This is a genomic window from Chitinophaga sp. (genome assembly GCF_039596155.1).
In the GTDB taxonomy this organism is placed as follows: Bacteria; Bacteroidota; Bacteroidia; order Chitinophagales; family Chitinophagaceae; genus Chitinophaga.
Map to the genome: position 1 here is coordinate 119,988 of NZ_JBCNKF010000020.1, position 20,082 is coordinate 140,069.

At 46.6% G+C, this 20,082-nt stretch carries 15 protein-coding genes; 8 read left to right on the forward strand and 7 right to left on the reverse strand.

What is annotated here, in order from left to right; all coding sequences use genetic code 11:
* The first annotated feature begins 15 nt into the window (after positions 1–15).
* The 5 genes from ABDW33_RS19530 to ABDW33_RS19550 all read left to right on the forward strand — a co-directional run bounded on the left by ABDW33_RS19530 (position 16) and on the right by ABDW33_RS19550 (position 5,858).
* Complete coding sequence (locus ABDW33_RS19530) at positions 16–1,878, forward strand: hypothetical protein (protein ID WP_343691773.1); 1,863 nt, start codon at positions 16–18, stop codon at positions 1,876–1,878.
* Positions 1,879–1,946: 68 nt separating this feature from the next.
* The gene (locus tag ABDW33_RS19535) at positions 1,947–2,540 is read left to right on the forward strand and encodes a hypothetical protein (protein WP_343691774.1); all 594 of its coding nucleotides are present in this window, start codon (positions 1,947–1,949) and stop codon (positions 2,538–2,540) included.
* Positions 2,541–3,114: 574 nt separating this feature from the next.
* Entirely contained in the window at positions 3,115–3,720 is a 606-nt protein-coding gene (locus tag ABDW33_RS19540; RefSeq protein WP_343691775.1) for a hypothetical protein, read from the forward strand.
* Positions 3,721–3,922: 202 nt separating this feature from the next.
* Positions 3,923–4,534 (forward strand): hypothetical protein, encoded by a 612-nt coding sequence (locus tag ABDW33_RS19545; RefSeq protein WP_343691776.1) that lies wholly within the window; start codon positions 3,923–3,925, stop codon positions 4,532–4,534.
* A 295-nt stretch (positions 4,535–4,829) separates the two neighbouring features.
* Positions 4,830–5,858, forward strand: a complete 1,029-nt coding sequence (locus ABDW33_RS19550) for a DNA/RNA non-specific endonuclease (protein ID WP_343691777.1) — start codon at positions 4,830–4,832, stop codon at positions 5,856–5,858.
* Positions 5,859–6,038: 180 nt separating this feature from the next.
* Here the strand turns inward: ABDW33_RS19550 and ABDW33_RS19555 are convergent, their stop codons facing one another.
* Positions 6,039–7,076: a winged helix DNA-binding domain-containing protein gene (locus tag ABDW33_RS19555; RefSeq protein WP_343691778.1), complete on the reverse strand. Its 1,038-nt coding sequence runs from the start codon at positions 7,074–7,076 to the stop codon at positions 6,039–6,041.
* Between the two features lie 129 nt (positions 7,077–7,205).
* Between ABDW33_RS19555 and ABDW33_RS19560 the strand changes: the two genes are divergently transcribed.
* From ABDW33_RS19560 to ABDW33_RS19570, 3 genes are all read left to right on the forward strand, one after another.
* The gene (locus tag ABDW33_RS19560) at positions 7,206–7,406 is read left to right on the forward strand and encodes a hypothetical protein (protein ID WP_343691779.1); all 201 of its coding nucleotides are present in this window, start codon (positions 7,206–7,208) and stop codon (positions 7,404–7,406) included.
* Between the two features lie 158 nt (positions 7,407–7,564).
* Positions 7,565–8,341: a hypothetical protein gene (locus tag ABDW33_RS19565; RefSeq protein ID WP_343691780.1), complete on the forward strand. Its 777-nt coding sequence runs from the start codon at positions 7,565–7,567 to the stop codon at positions 8,339–8,341.
* 126 nt (positions 8,342–8,467) lie between these two features.
* On the forward strand, positions 8,468–8,839 hold the full coding sequence (locus ABDW33_RS19570; protein ID WP_343691781.1) for a helix-turn-helix domain-containing protein: 372 nt from the start codon (positions 8,468–8,470) through the stop codon (positions 8,837–8,839).
* Positions 8,840–9,107: 268 nt separating this feature from the next.
* Here ABDW33_RS19570 and ABDW33_RS19575 read toward each other — a convergent pair whose 3' ends face one another.
* From ABDW33_RS19575 to ABDW33_RS19600, 6 genes are all read right to left on the reverse strand, one after another.
* Positions 9,108–10,397 (reverse strand): acetyl-CoA hydrolase/transferase C-terminal domain-containing protein, encoded by a 1,290-nt coding sequence (locus ABDW33_RS19575; protein ID WP_343691782.1) that lies wholly within the window; start codon positions 10,395–10,397, stop codon positions 9,108–9,110.
* Between the two features lie 193 nt (positions 10,398–10,590).
* Positions 10,591–11,403, reverse strand: a complete 813-nt coding sequence (locus tag ABDW33_RS19580; RefSeq protein ID WP_343691783.1) for an MBL fold metallo-hydrolase — start codon at positions 11,401–11,403, stop codon at positions 10,591–10,593.
* A 211-nt stretch (positions 11,404–11,614) separates the two neighbouring features.
* Positions 11,615–13,738: a hypothetical protein gene (locus ABDW33_RS19585; RefSeq protein WP_343691784.1), complete on the reverse strand. Its 2,124-nt coding sequence runs from the start codon at positions 13,736–13,738 to the stop codon at positions 11,615–11,617.
* Between the two features lie 184 nt (positions 13,739–13,922).
* Positions 13,923–14,666: a DUF3823 domain-containing protein gene (locus ABDW33_RS19590; protein ID WP_343691785.1), complete on the reverse strand. Its 744-nt coding sequence runs from the start codon at positions 14,664–14,666 to the stop codon at positions 13,923–13,925.
* A gap of 21 nt (positions 14,667–14,687) precedes the next feature.
* A complete protein-coding gene (locus tag ABDW33_RS19595) occupies positions 14,688–16,628 on the reverse strand; it encodes a RagB/SusD family nutrient uptake outer membrane protein (RefSeq protein WP_343691786.1) in 1,941 nt (646 codons plus the stop codon).
* Positions 16,629–16,639: 11 nt separating this feature from the next.
* Positions 16,640–20,050 (reverse strand): TonB-dependent receptor, encoded by a 3,411-nt coding sequence (locus ABDW33_RS19600; protein ID WP_343691787.1) that lies wholly within the window; start codon positions 20,048–20,050, stop codon positions 16,640–16,642.
* Between the last annotated feature and the right edge of the window lie 32 nt (positions 20,051–20,082).

The following is a 20,082-nucleotide window of genomic DNA, read 5'->3' on the forward strand; positions in this document are numbered from 1 at the left end:
ACAAAAACAAAAGTTATGGCACAATTACAAGCCGATCCCCCATGGCTACCGGGTTGCATAGCAAACATCGAACAACTGCAAGGCACTCTCTGCGATGAACAGCATTGCGTGGATGCCCAAAGCGCTAATCACAAAATATGTACTTGTGTAGCCCCCTATTTAAACGGATGCCTCAATAACAGCTCGCCTAACTGTTGCTCCTACACGGCAACATCCCCCGTATGGGTGGCATTGCCTGGCGGTGGATGCTACTGCTGTTGCGGATGCTTTGCGCACGATACGCCGGTGGCCATCAGCGCGACCGAAAGCAAGCCGATTAATGAGATCCTGGTTGGTGACATGATTTATGTGGCCGAAGATTCGACGTTGAAAAACTGGACGACCAAAACCGTAGAGTTTAGCTCGGGCACCGGCGATAAAGCCAGCGGCACCATTATGATCCAGGTTGATTTTGGAACAGACGAAAATAACTTTGAAACGCTTTATGTGACACCGAACCAGGTATTTTACATGCCCGGTGGGAAATTACAGCGGGCCAACACTTTGCAGCCTGGAGTCAGCCAGCTGGTACGTGCAGACGGAAGCACGGTGCCTGTATTACAGCTTACTACCGGTAAGTTTGAAAAAGGCATTCACCATGTGGCCACGAGTCAGACGGTAGCTACATCGATGGACGGTCACCTGATGCTGGCCAAAGGTATTGTCTGCGGTGACTTTGCGCTCCAACTGCTGGTTAATGACGATTTGTTCGTTGAAGGGCACAGGGATCTTCCTGAGATTGGCACAAAAGAATACATGGAAGCGTACAAGAACATTCCTGGCATCACACAATATAAAGCGTCCGCACTGGGCAGCAGCTTAAAAGAAGGCAGGAACGACGGCATAAAACGTGAAGGAGAAAAAGTGTTTACACCGTTCGGCGAAAAAGGTAATGCACGTATACCTGACGACGTGAACTATTTTGTGAGAAAGGAACAGGCCATTGACATACAGGTCAATGCACCACGCTGGCCCATCACTTCAGGGGCAGGCGTGGATATGTATAATTACCTCGTGAAGCTGTTTAAGGGATTCTTCCCGGGTGTAAACTTCTACCTTGATTTGGAGAACGAAGTGCCGAATGCTTATTCTTTTATAGAATATAATGTACCATTCATTGTAGTCAATGGCGGTCTTATCCGCACCAAGTGTGTAGGCTTTGAGCTGCTGGCGCTGGTGATAGCGCATGAGCTGGAGCACCTGTACGGAGGGGATCCCAAAGGAGAGAACGGCTACACCTGTGAAGGTATGGCCGATTATGCAGCCATCGCAGCGGTATTCCCTTATATCTGGTTTGGCATGTATTCCTACACTTACCGGGTGGCAGCTTTAGACCAGGTGAAAGTGTTCTTTGATTTCATCAATCCTGAAAACAGGAACGGTATGCCTGGCAACCGCTGTAATTTTATCAGTATCGATTGCCGGCTCAGCGCCATGGCTGCAGCTTCGAGCACCAAAGACCTGCCATATTGCGCTGGTGGGAATGCGGACCCATACCTGCAGGTCACCGAAGCCTCTGCCGTGCAGAACGGGCAATATGCCGATGTCACGATCAAATTCAATGTGGCGGTTGATGTAGCCACTGCTTCTGCATTGGGCAATTATGTATTCCGTCCCAAAGCAGCGGCATTCAAAGCTGTGGTGTCTTCCACCGATCCTGCAGCTGTGATCGTTACTGCAGATATCATTTCAGATACTGAATATCTCGTAACCGTGTACAACGTGCTTTCGGCAAACGATGAGCCGCTGGTGCCAGGTAAGAACCAGGCAAAATTCACACTTACGGGAGGCGAGCCCGTAGAAAGCTTCGCCGGTGCTTCAAAAGGTGGAAAGAAATAGTTCCATTTATTTACTATGCAGCGTCGGGGAAATTGTGCCGACGCTGCATTTAAGGAAAAGAATAAGTTATGATCAAAGAATTGCTGGAAGCTAAAGAAACGGACAGTTTCGATGAACTTTGTGTTCGTTTAGGAAATTTCCTGGGCATAGGCAAAGCCGTGCCGCCAAAAGTATTATTGCGTGCCATTGATGATCCACCGTTCGCAGATAACCTGATCGTATGCAGGAACACGCCGGGGTTTTTGCAGCCCTTGTTCGATGATCCTAAAACGGCGCAATACGACGGCGATGCAGGGAAAAAGCAGGAGAACGGCAAATCCAATACAGAGTTGATTACCAAGGCTGCCACTGCATTTCTCAAATGGGGTAAGGCAGGTTTTTCAACAGTTGATGAGGCCACGCTGGAGCGGAGGGAGAATGCCTGTCTCGCCTGCCCCAATCTTTCGGAGCCGAAAAACAAATTGCAAAAGCTGGTGGCCGTGAAGCTGGACAAGGAGCGGGTTGGACGCAAAACGGGCGATAAGACCTGCAAAATATGCGGTTGCAATGTTTCACGGAAAATAAAGTTGCCGGGCGAATCATGTCCTGACAGTCACCCTGCGATTGAAGGCATGACACGCTGGAACGAGCCGCAACGGGTGTCAGCAGCTGTGGCTGAATAAGGGAATAATATTATAAATGGCTTCTTTAAAGAAGTACATTGTCTTAAATAAAAGCTGAAGTGAAACACTGGCAGAGGCGGTAAAACCTGATATAAAAGCGCTTGTCGATACTGCTGTTAAAATCTGGCCTGGTAGGAAAACCAGGCCTTTTTTCATTTATTGAATGTTAAACCCCGGAATCTCAACCATCTTATCCATTCTATTGTCACACCATTATGTACTTTCAGAAACATGGATTTGCCTATATGAGGATGAATACGATGATAACTATATTATCACTATTGTGAGATTAAAATCGTTTTATAGGTTTATTCGTAGGCGGTTTTATATACCTGGCTGGAATTCTTATATTCCCACTAATACAATGAAAGGACCGGAAGTGACCAATACTTTTTTATTGCCTTTTATTTGACCGTTTAATTGTAGTTGTTTTTTTGGACTTAATTGCCAAGTTTTTATTTTTAAGCCTTTATTTTGCCGGGACAAGAGTGATTTTTTATTTTTTTTACGGCTACGCTTTTTCTGAAGAGAAAGCAACGGTGAGCTATTATGGCCAGTTAATATTTGGATTGATATGAAAATAGGTTTTCGTTTTATTTTATTATTTGCATTTGTGGTGTTAACGGCTTCCTGTAGTCGAAGTTACAATAAAGTGACCAAAGCTGTTGCCAGGTATGATAAAGGCATTTATACCCGTGCACAAGTTGATTCTGTAGTTGCCCGTATCTATAAAATTGATGAGCATAATTTTCGTCCTTGTCCACAACTTAAGTATGCAGGTGCGTATGTGAGCAAGGTTGACCATGGGCAGCACAAAAAGCCGCATCATCACGTACTGAAATTCACGCCGGGTCGTGTTGGTTATCGTGGTGAAGACATCTTTGATCTGTCCCCAGGTGCATTTACCGGAGCATGGGGGGAAGAAATGAGGTATTCAATGCAGAATGGTGAGCTTGTATACGAATTATTAGTACCGGGTTTCCTGGATATCTTTGATGTTTTTTCTTATGGAACAGTCAGTGAAAACGGAGATACGTTGACGTTTTACAAGGTCAAGGGATATAAACGCCCTAATACAGTAAAACGGCTGAAAACCAAGGAAGTATTTATTTATAATCCTGACATTACTTCTATCCCTTCCATTCCTGATCCGGTCAATAAGAGAAAATCTTCAGAATGATATAGCGTTGGCTGGAAACTATCCGGGGAAGGCGAAGGTGAAAATGAGAATATAGTGCGATATCCCTTGCTTTGTTAAAAACAGGCGGAGCCGATGGCTGCATTGAAAGTAATGGAGGCTGTATGCCGGCATATGATGTTTATTGTAAGTGTGGGTTAAATGCTTAACTTGTTACCTGTTTGATAATCACATAAAGAATAATATGGAAAGCGAACCCGCAGGTGGAATGTTGGACCTGAATGAATACAGGGATAAAATCTATCCTCGTGTATTCCTGGTCGAAGAATTAAGGCTGGCATTAGGTGAAGATGCAGATATAGCAATGGACTTCCCGGTAAGGAAGGAATGGCTCGGCGGACTGGCATTGGGATATGTAATAGACAGGGGAGAACGATTTACTTTCATTAGCAAACGTCATTTGGATGGACAGCTGACAGTGGAAGAAATGGATGCAATTGCACAGGCAAATTTTGTCAGGGATTTTGAGTTTAGAGTGGTAGAGACGATTTTCGGCGGGTTTGCATTGACAGGAGCGGCTGATCACTGCGCTACTGCACTATTTGTCGGGGCTACGTGGAAACCTGTCGTGGATCATTTTGGAAAGGACCTGGTAGTGGCGTTTCCAGGTTATGACCTGTTGTTCCTAACACCGGCAGATGATGAAGAAGGGATTACGAATTTGAAGATAGAATTGTATAAAATACAGGGGATGGGGATTGAAAAACCGTTAAAGGACTATTTATTTTTGTATAAGAAGGATGAGCAGGTGTGGAGTTTGATGGAGGACCTGGGAGAAGAGTGGTTTATTCACTGAATTGTTGCATATTGCACCCCAAAAATTAACTTGAACGATTATATTTTATTTGTACCAGAGAAGTATGACCATGTCAGAGCATATGCCAGCAAAAAAAATTGACATCAAAGTAGATTGACGCCCTATCCTTGCCTATTGCCGGAACAGCAAATGGCATTACCTGCCATTCAGTGGGACCATCAGGGCATTCCTTGTCATTCAGCGCGGCGATAACTGTCAGCAACTCCATTTAGAGGAACTATCACTGGTACTTCGCACCGCATACGTCACTTAATTTTCGATCACAAGCCAACTAATGAAAGAGAAAAAATTATTATCCCTCGTCGTTTCTGTGGCGTTGGTAGTATTTATAACCTGTGTAAGACTTCGGGAAACAACAGGCAATAAGACACCGGATAAATCTAAAAAAAGCAGGACCGAAAAACCTGTCAATAGTACTACAAAGTCTAATCACAGTAGGTCAAGGCCATCTCACAACACGGCCAGTTCAACGGCGGGTACAACCGCTTCCCGGACTATTGTAACGTCTTCGTCTGATGATTGTGATACACATATCAGGAACACCAGCGATAACAATCACCTGTTATTGGGCAATCCTTCTGATGCACAACCCTGCAGGATGCTTGTCAGCAATTACCTGATAGACAGAACTTACTACGTAGCATCCTACAACAGCCAGCGTGGTACGCCTAACTGGGTGAGCTGGCACCTCGATGCCAGTGATCTTGGTAACACCTACAGGACAGACAATTTCAGGGCAGATCCGGAACTGCCGGGCAGCTTTTATCATGTAGAAGGCACGGACTATGTAAGCTCAGGTTTTGACCGGGGGCATAATTGTCCTTCCGGCGACCGCACCAATAATACCGACGCAAACGAATCTACCTTCCTGATGAGTAATATGATTCCGCAGGCGCCCAAAAACAACAAGCGTACCTGGGCGGGTTTTGAGGAATACACCAGGAATACACTCGTGAGCCCGGGCAATGAGTGTTATATCATTATGGGTAGCTATGGCACGGGCGGAACCGGCTCAAAAGGGAAGGTGAAGACAATCGACCAGGGCAAGGTGGCTGTACCGGCACGTATCTGGAAAGTCGTAGTGGTGATTCCTGCCGGCGATAATGACCTGGAACGGCTGAGTAGCGGTGATGTTACTGTTGTGGCGATTGATACCCCTAACAACAATAATACAATTGATAACAGCTGGCGAAAGTATATTACTTCTGTGAAAGCGATTGAAGATTCAACGGGTTATCATTTGTTATCAAATCTGCCAAAGAAGGTGCAGCAGGCATTGAAGTCGAAGGTATATGTGCCGTAGCAGCAACACATCCGTTATCAGGAAATGGCTGCGTCATTGATAGCTCCAGGTGCGGGGAATTTTATAGAAAATATACACGTGGATGTATCCCGGTAACACGAGGTGCGGTGAATGTATAAGACAATATCAGTTACTGTTAAAAGTTGGCCGGATCATTTGATCCGGCCAACTTTTAGCATTTTATGCACTATGCATGAACCGGATATATGCTTTCTCTGCCTTTTTCAATTTGTTTTCCTGCGTTGCAGATAATTTTCCAAAAGGATGCAGGCTTACTTTGATCTCATCTTTTTTGACCTCCCGTTTCCATGTCCCTGCCACCTGTCCGTCAATGATAATTGTATTGTCAAAGAATGGCGCTGAACGCTGCATTTTGTCCTCATTCCCGGCATGATGTAAGGCAGCCCTGTCTGCATAGGCTACCAGGTATTCATCGTAATTGGGCAGGAGATAAATGTTCGGTGTGGCTTTCCCACTATGGGCTTTAAAGAAGTATTCCTGCTCCTGCTCCAGTTCCTGCTGAACGGCAGCTAATCCTTCCCGCGCTACGGTGATGGGTAATCCTGACCACCAGGCAAAGTCTTTCAATGTAGCCGGGCCATGACTGGTAAAGTAGCGTAGTGCCAGGTTGGCCAGTGCTTCCTCTCTGGATATCGCTTTGACCGGGGGCAGTCTTTCATCTGCCAGTGCATAGGTAGTTTGTTTACCTTTTCGGGCGCCACTGCAAATGAGGCCCTCCAGTTCCGGACGGATCATGATATGAACGAGACGGAGCGGATCGCTTTTGATGCCAGCCTTGTCCAGCACGGCTTTTATCTCGTTCCTGGCCAGGTGTTTTCCGGCCAGTGCTTTGCAGATCAGTTGATTGCTTTTCCTGAAAAAGGCATCGTCCAGCTCCAGTTTTTTTTCGTAATGCACATTCCTCTTTTTAATATAGGGAGCAGTGAGTGCCAGCATCCAGCGAAGGTCTTCCGGACTAACCAGGTGCCAGGTAGGGCGAAGTACATGGGTGCGGATAATGTGTCCTTCATTGATAGCTGCTTCGACAATGGCAGCATGACAGTTTTGTACCCGTTGGCCGACGGCCCATTTCGACATGTCGTAATCCTGTGCCTGTACAGCACCGAGATATTGAACAACTGCCTGTGGGGTATCAAAGGCCGGCGATGCCAGTTGCTGGTGTAATAATCTTTGCTGCAGCAGGGTTTTTGTCGTCATGGAATAAAGATATATTATTCTCTGGAATGTTTTTTACGGTAGTAAATATATGATATTCAGTTGTTTGTGATGGTTTGGGTGGCTGGTGGTAAATTTTCCTTATATTTGTACAGAACCATCCGAATTTGTATGCGTGCAAAGATCAGTAAACTGGGTAAAGCGTTCTTAAAGAACAGTAAGGCAGCAGCTGCTTTGTCAGAGGCTGTGTTTAATAACCGTGACCGTATTTCCAATGGGGAAAAGGTACAGTTCAAGGTCGTACTGAGCAAGAGTAATAAGCCGGTGGAGTTTACCGCTGCGGTGAGGAGTGCGGGCATTTCACAACCGTGATGGGTATGGGTCATTTCAAACATTGAAGTGCCGGTTTTGCGTGTTGTTTTCCTCTCTCTCTTTGTATTTTAGCTTTTATGTAAAGGAGCTACCTGTCCATCATATTTTTAACAGTGTCAACCCGATCCTGCGCAGCTGATTCAATCCTCTATTGATACATGAACATTGCTATAGGCGCTTTTCTCATTACTTTACTATTCATTCCAGCCATTTCATTTCGCTTAGCGCTCAACAATCACCGTCAGTTGAAGGAGTTGCTCGGGGCATTGTCTATTACAGATACTATCTGGCTGTTTATTCTTGTTCCGATCTGTACACATCTCGTGTTATTGCCTATTCTCTTTTCGTTGGGTGTAACGGTGAAGTTTGACCTGATGCTCAATATTATTTATTCTAACAGGGATTTTCATATTAATAACCGGACCATGGGATGGGATGTGATCAGCTTCCTGGGGTACGTGTTGTTTGCATTTGCCGCGGCATTTGTAGTGAGCGCCTGGATCGTGAAGAATAAGCGGTTGAGTGAGAAGATTGTGGCGTTGCTGGGGGCTGGGAATGAGTGGTATGAGTTGTTTGACGGGAAGTATGCATCCATGAATTTTGATATGATCCTGTTGAATGTGGTAACAGGTTCGAAGGAGTCTACCTTGATCTATACGGGGTATCTGGAAAATTATTATTTTCAGACGAAGTCGACGGAGCTTGATTATATTGTATTGACGCAGGTAACGAGGAGGGATTTGCGGAAGCAGTCGCTGACAGAGCAGCCTTTGGGAGAAAGTGGGCGAACGAGTTTTTATTCTAATGAACCGGGAATTGCGATTAGTTTGCCCGGGGATGTAATTGTAATACCTGCCAAAGAGATCCTGAATATTAATATTACTTATTTGCAATTAGAGGTAGATCATGAGATGATCGAAGAATTGGAGGGGTGAGGATGACCACTGCGCGGGGATTCGGGTGATTTTAGGGAATTAAATTCAGAATGATACACTACCATTAAGAGTGGTTTTTTGAAATTATTCCTACATCCTGTACTTTTGACGGTACTGAAAGCTGTTATGAGTAAGAAAATTCATTCGCAGGAAAGGCCGGAAGAATGTCAGGGACATTTAAGGGCTATACACGATACCCTGGATGTATTGAACGGGAAGTGGAAGATCTCTATAATCGGGTCGCTGAGTTTTGGTAAGCGACGGTTTATGGAGTTACAAAGAGAGGTAGAAGGGATAGGATCAAAGATGCTGTCAAAGGAGTTGAGGGAACTGGAGATGAATGAGCTGGTGAAGCGGACTGTGCATGATACGAAGCCGGTGACGGTGGAGTATGAGTTGACCGATTATGGAGCGACGTTGCAGAGTATTATTTCGGAGATGGCGAAGTGGGGGATGCAACATCGAAGGAGAATCATGCAGCAGATAGTGGTACAGTAAGACCGTTTTGCAGTTGACCTGCGGCAGCAGGAGAGTGGCTTTATACCAATGCAGGCAATGCCTGTTGCCAGTCTGTTTCCTATAAAAAAATAAAGGCAAAACCCAGCTGCTCTGCCAGGTTCTGCATTATTTTAATAAAAGCAACCAAAAAAAACTACCAGCAAAAAAAGAAAGGAAGGTCAGAAGAAGGGCATTCCGGGATGTCAGAATGCCCGTTGCAAATCGCGCACAATGGACCTTCCTTGTAACCAGTGTTATCTTTAACAGCTTATACTACAGCTGATTTTTTCGCAAATCTTTCGAACCAGGCTCTCTCCAGTTCTTCCCTGTGGTCAGGGTGGGCAATTTCAATCAACGCTTTACCTCTTTGTTTCAAGCCCTTGCCGAACAGGTTCGTAATACCGTATTCTGTAACTACCCAGTGAATGTGGCCCCTGGTTGTCACCACACCAGCACCTTGTTTCAGGAAGGGGGTGATGCGTGAGATACCTTTGTTGGTCACAGATGGCAGCGCAATAATTGGCTTACCACCTTCTGATAAAGAAGCGCCCCGCATGAAGTCCATCTGGCCACCGATACCGGAGTATTGGTAAGTACCGATACTATCTGCGCACACCTGGCCTGTAAGGTCAACTTCGATGGCACTGTTGATAGCCACGGCTTTTGGATTCTGACGGATCACGGCTGTATCGTTTACATAGTCGATAGTCAGTACTCTTACGGTAGGGTTATCGTCTACAAAGTCATACAGTTTGCGGGTCCCTGCCATGAAAGCGGTGACATTTCTGCCTACATTTACTTTCTTCAGGCTATTGTTGATAACGCCACTTTCTATCAATGGAATGACGCCGTCTGACATCATTTCTGTATGCAAGCCCAGGTTCTTGTGGTTAGTCAGGTTTTTTAACACATAATCAGGGATACTACCTATACCTAACTGCAGGGTGGAGCCATCTTCTACCAGGGTAGCGATGTTACGGCCAATCTGAGCGGTTACTTCGGTAGCGTCTGCTGAGTAGTCCAGTACCGGTAAGTCTTCTTCGTGCCATACAGCAGCGTGGAAGCGTGATACGTGGATGAAACCTTCACCATGGGTACGTGGCATTTTAGGATTGACCTGTGCCACTATATATTTAGCTACTTCGGTTGCAGCGCGGGCAATGTCTACGGAAGTACCCATAGAGCAGTAGCCGTGTTGATCCGGAGGTGATACTGAGATAAATGCAACGTCAGGAGGCAGGATGTTCCTTTTAAAAAGCTGCGGAATCTGGCTCAGGAAAATGGGCACGTAGTCACCATCTTCGCTATTCACGACTTTCCGGTTAGCAGCGGATGTGAAAAGGCAATTGATGAAAAAGCTTTTTCTGTATAAAGGATTGTCGAAGTCCACTTTACCTAAAGTCGTAATACTGGTTAATTCAACATTCTTCAATTCTTCGTGCCTGTCTTGTAGGGCCTTTAAAAGGTGCATTGGCGTTGCGGCGGATCCATGGATAAAAACACGGTTACCTGAAGTCACACACTTTACAGCTTCTGATGCCGGGATATACTTAAACATATCGTTTCATTGACTTTGATGACTCAAAATTACCAGCAGATGGGTTGTTAAATGCTGATGAATGTCAGTACGGGGAGTATTTGTTGTCAGGGGATGTGGGAATTACAGGCGAATAGGGGGCCTGTGGCGAAGCCAGCAGGGCTGTGCGGGTTACCGGGAAATGTTTTTTATAGTCAATTACAGGGTACGTGGGCTAAAACATGCTCAGCTGCGTATACTTCAGTGGCAGCGTCCTGCCATTGTCGCTGATATTATATACCGGCGTTTCCTGGTACCTGGAAGCCACCGCTACATGCGTATCCCCTGCATGGGGCCTGAATAATTCCAGTACCACATCAGGATCGTTATTATCCTTCGATAAATGGGAGAGGAACAGATGTGTCATAAAAGGGGGCCGGTGCTTTTTAAATAACTCCAAAGCCTGTTTATTGGACAGATGTCCATGTCCTCCTCTGATCCTTCGCTTCAAATGAAAAGGATACCGCCCATTCTCCAGCATGACCTCATCGTAGTTCGCTTCCAGGAATGCAGCATGGCAGATCTCAAAATGCCGGATCAGGTGCTCACAGGGGGCGCCAATATCCGTGAACACGCCAACGTTGATATCATTGCCGGATATCATGAATGAGTGGGGCTCCACTGCATCATGAAACTTCGGGAAAGCGGTGACGCTGAGACCGCCAATCTGAACCGGTGTATAAGGAAGGAATGGAATGGCCTGCTGTTGGTCCAGCGGCAGATTACCGCTCCGCTGGGTGGCCGGGGTAATATATACAGGCAGGTTATACTTCTTTGACAGGATCGTAATGCCTTTTATATGATCCGTATGTTCGTGTGAGATAAAAAGTGCCTTTACCTTCTGCATACTCAATCCCAGGCGCTGCATTCTCCGCTCTGTCTCACGGCAGGAGAGCCCGGCATCCACCATAACGGCTTCGTGGTCGTTGCCTACATAATAGCAATTGCCATTGCTACCGGAATTAAGTGATGTGATGTAAAGTGACATGCAGCTGCAAAGTAAATAATAAATTGCTAAAAAAGTTAGCTTTTTATTTAACCGGGCGTTTATCGCGCTTTGGGAAAAAGATATGCAGCCTGACAGGATCACGCAAAGACCAGGATCTTTAAAATGGCAGGTGGGATATTTGAATAAGGGTGCTTCAGAAGAAGCACCCTTATGGAGCGGGTAATTGGGTGGGCAGCTTAGCTAAGCCTGGCTACCATTTAATAGTCACTTTCACCCCATCCGGCTGATTATTAAACCCGAGATAAAGGGTATGGGAAGGCTCATCCCATGACTGGCTGAAATTTTTGTCGGCAGTCATCACTTCTTTTGGCTTTGCCGGCAGCAGTACCCGCATCGCATTGATCGTATTGACCGGACTTTTGGCCGTGAACGTGTAACTATCAGCTGCCACCTGCTCATCGTAGATCCTGGCGGCGGCGGCTAAAACCCTGGGCGTACTTTTGCTGGCTACCCTGTTGATGTTGTAAAGAAATGCCTGTTCTCCAGGTAGCACCTTCTTTTCTGACAGCACAGGTAACGTAGGATCAAAGAGATCTATCACCGGCCCTTTGATCACGTAAGGCGTCTTATCGGGCACTTCATCCATGACCGCGACAATATCATAGGGGCCTCTTTCCAGGTACAGGTTATTCTTCACCTGCAGGTTGCCACCAAAGGCCTCCTTCACCGTTGCCACATACTGGTCCGCCCCGTTTGCCTGCATAACGAAATTCTTCGGATCATCCTTTATAATATACACCTGTCCTTTGCCAACTTTATACTTTCCTGCGGCTGACTGCACGCCCAGCAATCCGAATAAATGTGCAGATGGTGTTTTATAATGATTCCCCTTCGTATTCCACCACTCCATCACGGACTGGTACGGATCATCGTCTTTTGAACAATAGACGAGCGTACCACCGTTCTTCACCCATGAGGCCAGGTATTTATGTACGTCTGCAGACATCGGTTTCATGTTGGAATAACTCATCACCAGCACTTTGATATCTTTCAGTGAGGCTGCAAAAGACAGGTTCTCCATATGGACTGTCTGTACAGGAATCCCCAGCTTCACCAAAGGCAGGGTTTGTCCGTAGAAATTTGAAAACTGCGGATCATCATATCCATTGTGTGTGGGGAATCGCTGGAACATGAGTGAATTGCCCATCAACACGCCGATGCCATTCACGCCTGTTACCTTGTTGGCTGATCGCGGCATATCATTCAGCGCATTCACCATCACCTGCATCTGCGTAGAATAATATTTGGGGATCAGCACCATACTATCACTATTCGCTATTTTGTAAGGTCTTGTGTAGATCCGTTCCGGCCAGGGCATCACTTCATAATCAGCCACCATTGGGTACAGGATCTTTGCCGTGAAGGTCGCCTGGTAATTACGTTTATAATCACTCCAGTCACGTGGCCAGTCTTCAATCGGGTCTGTCAGTAAGAATACTTTTCTATTGGTAGGTGCCGTCATTGAGATCACCGAACCATATTCCAGGAAGGCGTTTTCAAATACGCGTTCCTTTTCTACCCCGTTAAAGTAGGTGGGTTCACGGGAAGTGCCGGTCCATACCTGTGCAATGTAACCATCTATACCTGGCAATGCCGCCAGGCTTGCTTCCGGACTCACAATCTGCCAGGAGGAATAGTTTACCAGGGAATGCGTAGGGATAAATACCTTCACATCCAGGCCCTTGGTTTTGCCATAAGCCTTGGCATAAGAAGATACTTCTTTGATTGCATTATAATACAGATGATACTTCAGTTTGCTTGACAGGTAAGTATTTTCCGGCGACGTATGCTGCGGTCGCCATGGAAACCCGTAATAGCTTTGCCATTCGTCTTTGAATACCTGGCTGTAACCCGCACGTGCCCAGAACTCCGGTTCTTCCAGGTAAATGGCTGTAATACCTGCATCGATTACTTTTTTCACGACCCCTCGTTTCATGTAATCGATAAATGTACTTTCGGGCACTACATAAGGAATGTTATGCCCATGCCAGATGGTATCTCCATTCTGCATAACCTGACCAATACCAAGGTGATTTTTCCCGTCCCATTTCCCCAGGAAATAATCGTCATAAGATCCCCATGCGATCCCCGTCATGAACTGAACAGTATATCCATGGTTCCGCCATGATTGTACCCTTTGTTCAAAGGTCATATCATGCCTGTCAACTGCGCCATACACAATGGCAATGTCCGATCTTACATCTATTTCAGGCCGCCACGGACTACTGGTCTGAAAGGCTGTTTTTTCCCCTTTCTGCGCAGTTGCGAAAATTGACATGCAAAGGCAGGAAAGCAGGAGCAATGATTTCTTCATAATGGAAAGTTGAGACCTCTAAGTTAAAATTCTGTATAAATCAGGCGTGATTGATTGTAGTCAGCTACATCCGCCGTTCAGCTCTTTCAGGGAATAACCCACTCCCGCATATGCAGGAGCGGGTTATCCTTTGCAGACAGCAAACATAGTTGCCGTTAAAAGTGGAATTCGCACAAAGGGAACCTTACGGCACTTTTACCGCGATAGGTTCATTATAGTTATACCTGTTTACGCCTTCTACACTGTAATCAATACGCGCAGCTGCCCTCAGGTAGTAAGTTGCATTCTTAAAAGGTAATACCGGTGTGGTGACGGTAATGGTCTGGTCCAGCTGTGAAGTCGGGTTGTTGACCGCCACGGTGTAACGGGAGTCGTAATTATTATCTCCTACGTTATAACTGGAAGAATTCACGAACAGGTAAATATTCGTCAGGTCCTGCTGGTATGCCGGCAAGGTAGTACCACGGGAAACCTTGAACTGCACAGTAATGGTATTGTCCGCATTGACGACCGGACTACCTATCCATGCCAGTTCAAGGAAAGGAACCACGGTGAAATTTTGTGTCACCGTTCCATTGATATCGATGGTCACACTGGCATTCTTCGTGGTATCCCCGTTGGAGTCGGTTTGTACAAGCGGGACGAAAGGTCCGAGTGGGGTTACATTATATTTGCCTGCAGGGATGATGGAACATTCAAAATTACCATCCTGCTGTGTTGTAAAATACCATGCCGTCGGACTTGCGGAGTACCCGAGATCCAGCATTCTGAATCGTACGCCATTGTCGCCTACCTGCGTTTGCAGACCCTTGCCTGTGATCGAGTCTGTAATCAGACCTTTCAATACCCTGGAAGGCTTTTCTTTGTTGTCGTATTTTGTGCAGGAACAGAACAGTCCCAGCGCTAAAATTATATATTGAATTTTCATCGTCTTCAAAGTTTAAGTGTATTAATAGCCTGCATTCTGCACCACTTTGGTACTCGTTGTGATCGCGGCTCCCGGCAGTTCCTGGTAATACCAGCGGGTATCGAAGGTGAAGGTGTTGCCTCTTTCATCGAAGCGCGCGTCAAAGAACCATTTGCCGGCACGGTCTGCATAGAAGGGCATCAGTGTCCGCCAGCGGGTATTGGACTGTTCGGTGGCAATCACCCTCCAACGTTTTAAATCCCACCATACTTTGTTTTCAAAAGCCAGTTCTTTACGACGTTCTTTACGGACTGCGCTGATAAATGCAGTGGCAGAAGCTTTTTCCGCACCTGTCAGTAAATCGGCTCCTGCCCGGGTTCTGATCTTGTCTATGCAGGTATACCCATCATTCAGGTAATCGGCCACACCCAGCGTAGCCAGTTCTGCAGCGGCTTCTGCACGGATCAGTAATACCTCGGCATAGCGCATTTCGAGCCAGGGTTGTACAGACCTGTTTTCCAGCACTTCCTGCTGGGGCATAGATTCATTTAACCATTTCCGGATAGTGAAACCTGACATTGCGCAGGTATTATCGCCGTAGAACACACCTGCTGCACCGGCGGGATTCATTTTGGTGCCGTCATGCAGTGTATAAGCCGTTTGGGAACCGCTGGAAGAGGTGACTAACATACCGGCGCTGGATGAATTTTCATATTTCACCGTGCTGTTTTCCGGGATCAGGCGGACAATAGATGATGTGGCTGTACCTGTATAGATACCTCTCCAGATCTGGCAGGCAGTGCCTTTGAACTGATCGTTCGGCAGGATGACCGTTGCCCGCAGACGAGGCTCTGCATCTGCAAAGAACTGCATGGTGCTATCATAAAGTTTGTAGGTGCCGTCTGCATTGTACACATCCACATGTCCGTTTGCATCTTTGGGAATGCCATCGAACATTTCCACGAAGTTTAAGGTAGGATTGGTTTCAGCAGAATAACCATTGGCTCCTTTATATTGAGCTGGTACATTGTAGGCATCATAACCATGCACAGATTCAGGATAACTGTATTGCTTTACAAAGATCGCTTCAGAACTGCTGGCTTTCGTAAAGAGGTTCTTGTAGTTCATATACTGCGCAGTTTTATCACCTGCTGCCCATTCGTTCATATACAAACTGTAGCCACCTGCATCTACCGCCAGTGCAGCATTGTAGGCCTGGGTATAAAACGCTTTTGCCAGGTCAGCACTCATGCCACACAGGCGGATACCGCCTACGATGTAGGAACTGGTATTGTATTTTGCAATCGCGCCGGCATGTACCATGGCTCTTGCTTTCATTGCATACGCTGCATATTTATTGGCGCGGCCTACCTGGTTCGTAGCAGGCAACAAAGCAATTGCACTGTCATAATCGGCAGCTACCAGTTTCCAGGTATCTTCTTCTGAAGAACGCGCGATATCAACCGCATCGATAGACTCTGATGGATAGTTCAGCACACGTGTTACCAGCGGCACACCACCGTACCGCTTTACCAGTGCATAATACGTGAATGCGCGTACAAAGTAAGCTTCGCCTTTGTATTTGTTCACGGTTGCTTCGGTATAGTTCTTCTGATAGTTTTTGATATTTTCAAGGAAGTAGTTGCATTCCCTGATCACGGTATACAGATCACTCCAGGTATCGCCATAGTCGGTAGAGGTAGACTCGTTCTTTGCGCCACCTACTTCGCGGCACAGGACTTCGCCAGACATGGTAGCAGGCACCTGCAGTACCCAGAAGTGGTTGAAGAGATAGTTCGGGCTATAGCGGAAATCTTCAATCGGCATTTCGCTGTAGATCCTTGCCATGTAGGAGTTGATGCCCGCTTCTGAGCCAAAGATATCGCCGTCCTGGATGATATTGGTGGGGGAGATATCCAGTTTTGTACAGGAAAAGAGCGAAAAACTCAGTATGAAGGGTAGTATATATTTAAGCTTTTTCATAATAACCAGAATTAAAGATTGATGGTGAAGCCCATATTGTAAGTACGGTTCAATGGATACACATTACCGTAGCTATCGCTGGGATGTTCAGGATCAATGAATTTCATGCCTGACCAGGTGTGTGCATTGTAGACATTGCAGTATACCCGCGCGCCTTTGATGCCGGCACGTTTCAGCAGGGATACCGGTAGGGTATAACCCAGTTCAACTGTTTTCAGGCGCAGGTAGCTCGCGTTGAAGTAGGAGAAGGTAGAGTTACCGCGGGCTACAGTGCCGGTGTAAGCATATTTCCCTTTTACCCATTGCGTATTAGGATCGTAAGGGTTTGCGGTAGGATCTGCGGGATGCCACCTGTCCATAAACATTTCCAGTGCGTTTGAGTAATTAGATCCCCAGATGGGTTCTGCTAAGATCTCTACATAGTTTACATACACCTTAGCGGCTCCCTGGAATAACAGGGCGATATCAAATCCCTTCCAGTTCGCATCTAGTGTGAGGCCGTAAGAGAACATCGGTCTGCCGCTATAGCTGATCGGCTGTAAGTCGAGATCATTGATGATACCATCCCCGTTGGTGTCTTCATATTTGTAGTCACCGGGCAGTGTACCCTGGTCATATTTTACTTTGCTGTTCGCAATTTCTTCGTAGCTCTGGAACTGGCCAATGCCTTTGAAGCCCCAGACCATATCTGAATACCGGTTGTTGTTATTGCTTCTCCATTCGTTGTAGTTGTTGCCGTATTTACCGGATTCCTGGTAAGTGAACTGGGTGCGGGTGAACCCGAATGTTCCTCTTACGTTGTAGTTCACTTCACCTATTTTGTAGTGGTGGTTGATTTCAATATCGATGCCACGGGTCATATCACCATTCAGGTTTTCCTGTGGCAGCGCAGCACCTACTACTGATGGCAGGCTGACGCTGCGGGTAGTCAATAAGCCAGTGCGTTTACGCTGGAAGTAGTCAACGATCAGGCCGAACATACCATTTTTAGTGGTGAGGTCCATACCTACATCAAACGTTTTAGCGGTATACCACGTAATATTTTTATTTGCAATGCCGGTACTAACAGCGCTGTTCATATAGGTGCCGTCGAACACTGAGCCACCGGGCAGATTATTATAATCACCTCCCGCAGGATAGGTGTACCCGTTGAGCCACTGGTAGGTAGAAGCATTGTCATCGCCTAGTACGCCGTAGGATGCGCGGAATTTCGCATTGTCTATGAATGTGAGGTGTAGGTTTTTCCAGAAGTTTTCATCCGTAAAGCGCCAGCCCACACTACCTGAAGGGAAGAAGCCCCAACGGTGGGATGCATCAAAACGGGAAGAACCATCATAACGGAAATTGAACTCAGCGAGGTATTTGCCTTTGTAGTTATAGTTGGCTTTACCTACGTAACCAATGTTTGCGTAGTCGTATAGGTCACCGCTCCCGGTAGACATACTCCCTTGCTGGTTATCACTGTTGCCGGCAGACAACTGATCCAGCAGCAGGGAGAGATCACGTGCAGCAAAGATGTTATCGCCCTGCCGATGCTGTCCCTCTACGAGTGCAAGGATGTTGATGTTGTGCACTTCATTGAAAGTACGGAGATAGTTCAGCGAGAACTGTGTGAGAATGGATTGTTTTGTATAGAATTCCCTGCGGATATTACTGGGGCTTTGATTGGTAGTGGGATTATAAGCGGAGGTAGCGTCGTCGTAGTTGTAGAGGTTGTATTGTTTTTTATAGATCTTGTTGTCGAGCAACTGGTAGTCATAGCCGAACATGCCTTTTGCGCGCAGACCGGTGATACCTGGCACATCGTATTCCAGGCTTACATTACTCTGGAACCATTTGTTACCATATTTCCTGTAACCAGACTTGTTGGCATCCGCCATTGCAACGGGGTTAGAACCATCTACGGCGCCTACCTGCAGGTAGTCATGGTTATTGTTGGAATAGATGGGCTGAATAGCAGCGGCTCTTTCCATAGAGCGAATAATCCAGTCGGTTTGTTCATAGTTCTTGTCAGACTCATCGAATACACCGTTCAACTGGAAGTCAGCTTTCAGCCGGTCGGTAATTCTGCCGGTTACGTTTGAGCGTAAGTTGTAACGTTTGTAGCTGTTGCTGTTACTGCGCAGGAAAGACTCCTGGGAGAGATAACCGAGCGATGCATAATACTGTACCCTGTCAGAACCTCCGCTGGTGCTAAGGTTGTGCTGAGACATAGGGGCACTGGGTCTGATCACGGCAGTGTACCAGTCAGTACCTTGTTTGGTACCGTTTCGGTAGGCTTCTACTTCATCAAGAGAGTAGCGGAGTGTACCGCCGTTCTGGTTATGCATGGATTTCTCGTTGGCGAGTGTCATCCAGTCAGCAGCACTGGTGCTCCTGGGAGAACCGATGGGTTTTTGAATACCGAAGTTAGCGCTGTAGTTGATAACGTTGGTACCTGCTTTACCTTTCTTGGTTGTGATGAGTACCACACCGTTGGCCGCGCGTACCCCATATACGGCTGCGGAAGCGTCTTTCAGTACAGAGATGCTTTCGATATCGTCAGGGTTCAGGCGCGCCATGTTATCGCGTGGGATCCCGTCAATAATGATCAATGCATCGCCCATTCCGCGGATATCGAAGGTATTGTTGAAGGTACCGGGTTCTGACGACTTCTGGACGATACGTACACCGGCGAGTTTACCTGTCAGCATATTGGTTACGTTTTCGTTTTTTGTGCGGATGATGTCTGCACTTTTAATAGCGGCGACAGCACCGGTTACAGTAGCTTTTGTCTGCTGCCCGTAACCTACCACCACTATTTCCCCCAGGGCCTTATTTTCAGCAGACAGTCTGACGTCAATACGGGTACGGTTGCCAACCACGACTTCTCTTGGTGTAAAGCCAATAAAGGTAAAGAGCAGTGTATCGTTTTCACTATGTACGTGGAGTACAAAATTGCCGCTGGCATCGGAGGTAGTTCCCCTGGAAGTGCCTTTGATACTAATGCTTACGCCAGGCAATGCTTCGTTGGCATCGTTGGTCACTCTGCCGCTGATGGTAATGTCGGCGGGGGGAGTGGGAGGCGTTGCGGGTTTATCTTTCTGTTTGATAATGATCGTCCGCTGCCTGATGGTATAATCAAGTGGCTGGTCTTTGAAGCAAAGCCGCAGCACTTCATCGATAGGGGAGTTCGTCACAGAAATGCTTACCGGGCGTGCAGCGGCAAGCATGGGTGCGTTATAGAGAAAGTTATAACCGCTTTGTGCTTTCAGGTCCATGAGGAGTTTTTCCAGCGGCACGTTATGCTCCGATATAGTTATATTCTGTGCACGTCCGTGTACCTGGACAGCGGTGAAAAGTACTAATAGAAAAGTTTTGAGCAGCAGTTTTAGTGGCACGTGGAATTGCCATGGTTGCTTAAATTGTAGATAGCATCGCATAGATGTACGTTTTGGAATTTATGAATGTGTGT

Excerpts from the sequence above, each read along its gene's own strand:
- ABDW33_RS19530 (WP_343691773.1), top strand. The coding sequence starts at position 16 with ATGGCACAATTACAAGCCGATCCCCCATGGCTACCGGGTTGCATAGCA.
- ABDW33_RS19535 (WP_343691774.1), top strand. The coding sequence starts at position 1,947 with ATGATCAAAGAATTGCTGGAAGCTAAAGAAACGGACAGTTTCGATGAA.
- ABDW33_RS19540 (WP_343691775.1), top strand. The coding sequence starts at position 3,115 with ATGAAAATAGGTTTTCGTTTTATTTTATTATTTGCATTTGTGGTGTTA.
- ABDW33_RS19545 (WP_343691776.1), top strand. The coding sequence starts at position 3,923 with ATGGAAAGCGAACCCGCAGGTGGAATGTTGGACCTGAATGAATACAGG.
- ABDW33_RS19550 (WP_343691777.1), top strand. The coding sequence starts at position 4,830 with ATGAAAGAGAAAAAATTATTATCCCTCGTCGTTTCTGTGGCGTTGGTA.
- ABDW33_RS19555 (WP_343691778.1), bottom strand. The coding sequence starts at position 7,076 with ATGACGACAAAAACCCTGCTGCAGCAAAGATTATTACACCAGCAACTG.
- ABDW33_RS19560 (WP_343691779.1), top strand. The coding sequence starts at position 7,206 with ATGCGTGCAAAGATCAGTAAACTGGGTAAAGCGTTCTTAAAGAACAGT.
- ABDW33_RS19565 (WP_343691780.1), top strand. The coding sequence starts at position 7,565 with ATGAACATTGCTATAGGCGCTTTTCTCATTACTTTACTATTCATTCCA.
- ABDW33_RS19570 (WP_343691781.1), top strand. The coding sequence starts at position 8,468 with ATGAGTAAGAAAATTCATTCGCAGGAAAGGCCGGAAGAATGTCAGGGA.
- ABDW33_RS19575 (WP_343691782.1), bottom strand. The coding sequence starts at position 10,397 with ATGTTTAAGTATATCCCGGCATCAGAAGCTGTAAAGTGTGTGACTTCA.
- ABDW33_RS19580 (WP_343691783.1), bottom strand. The coding sequence starts at position 11,403 with ATGTCACTTTACATCACATCACTTAATTCCGGTAGCAATGGCAATTGC.
- ABDW33_RS19585 (WP_343691784.1), bottom strand. The coding sequence starts at position 13,738 with ATGAAGAAATCATTGCTCCTGCTTTCCTGCCTTTGCATGTCAATTTTC.
- ABDW33_RS19590 (WP_343691785.1), bottom strand. The coding sequence starts at position 14,666 with ATGAAAATTCAATATATAATTTTAGCGCTGGGACTGTTCTGTTCCTGC.
- ABDW33_RS19595 (WP_343691786.1), bottom strand. The coding sequence starts at position 16,628 with ATGAAAAAGCTTAAATATATACTACCCTTCATACTGAGTTTTTCGCTC.
- ABDW33_RS19600 (WP_343691787.1), bottom strand. The coding sequence starts at position 20,050 with ATGCGATGCTATCTACAATTTAAGCAACCATGGCAATTCCACGTGCCA.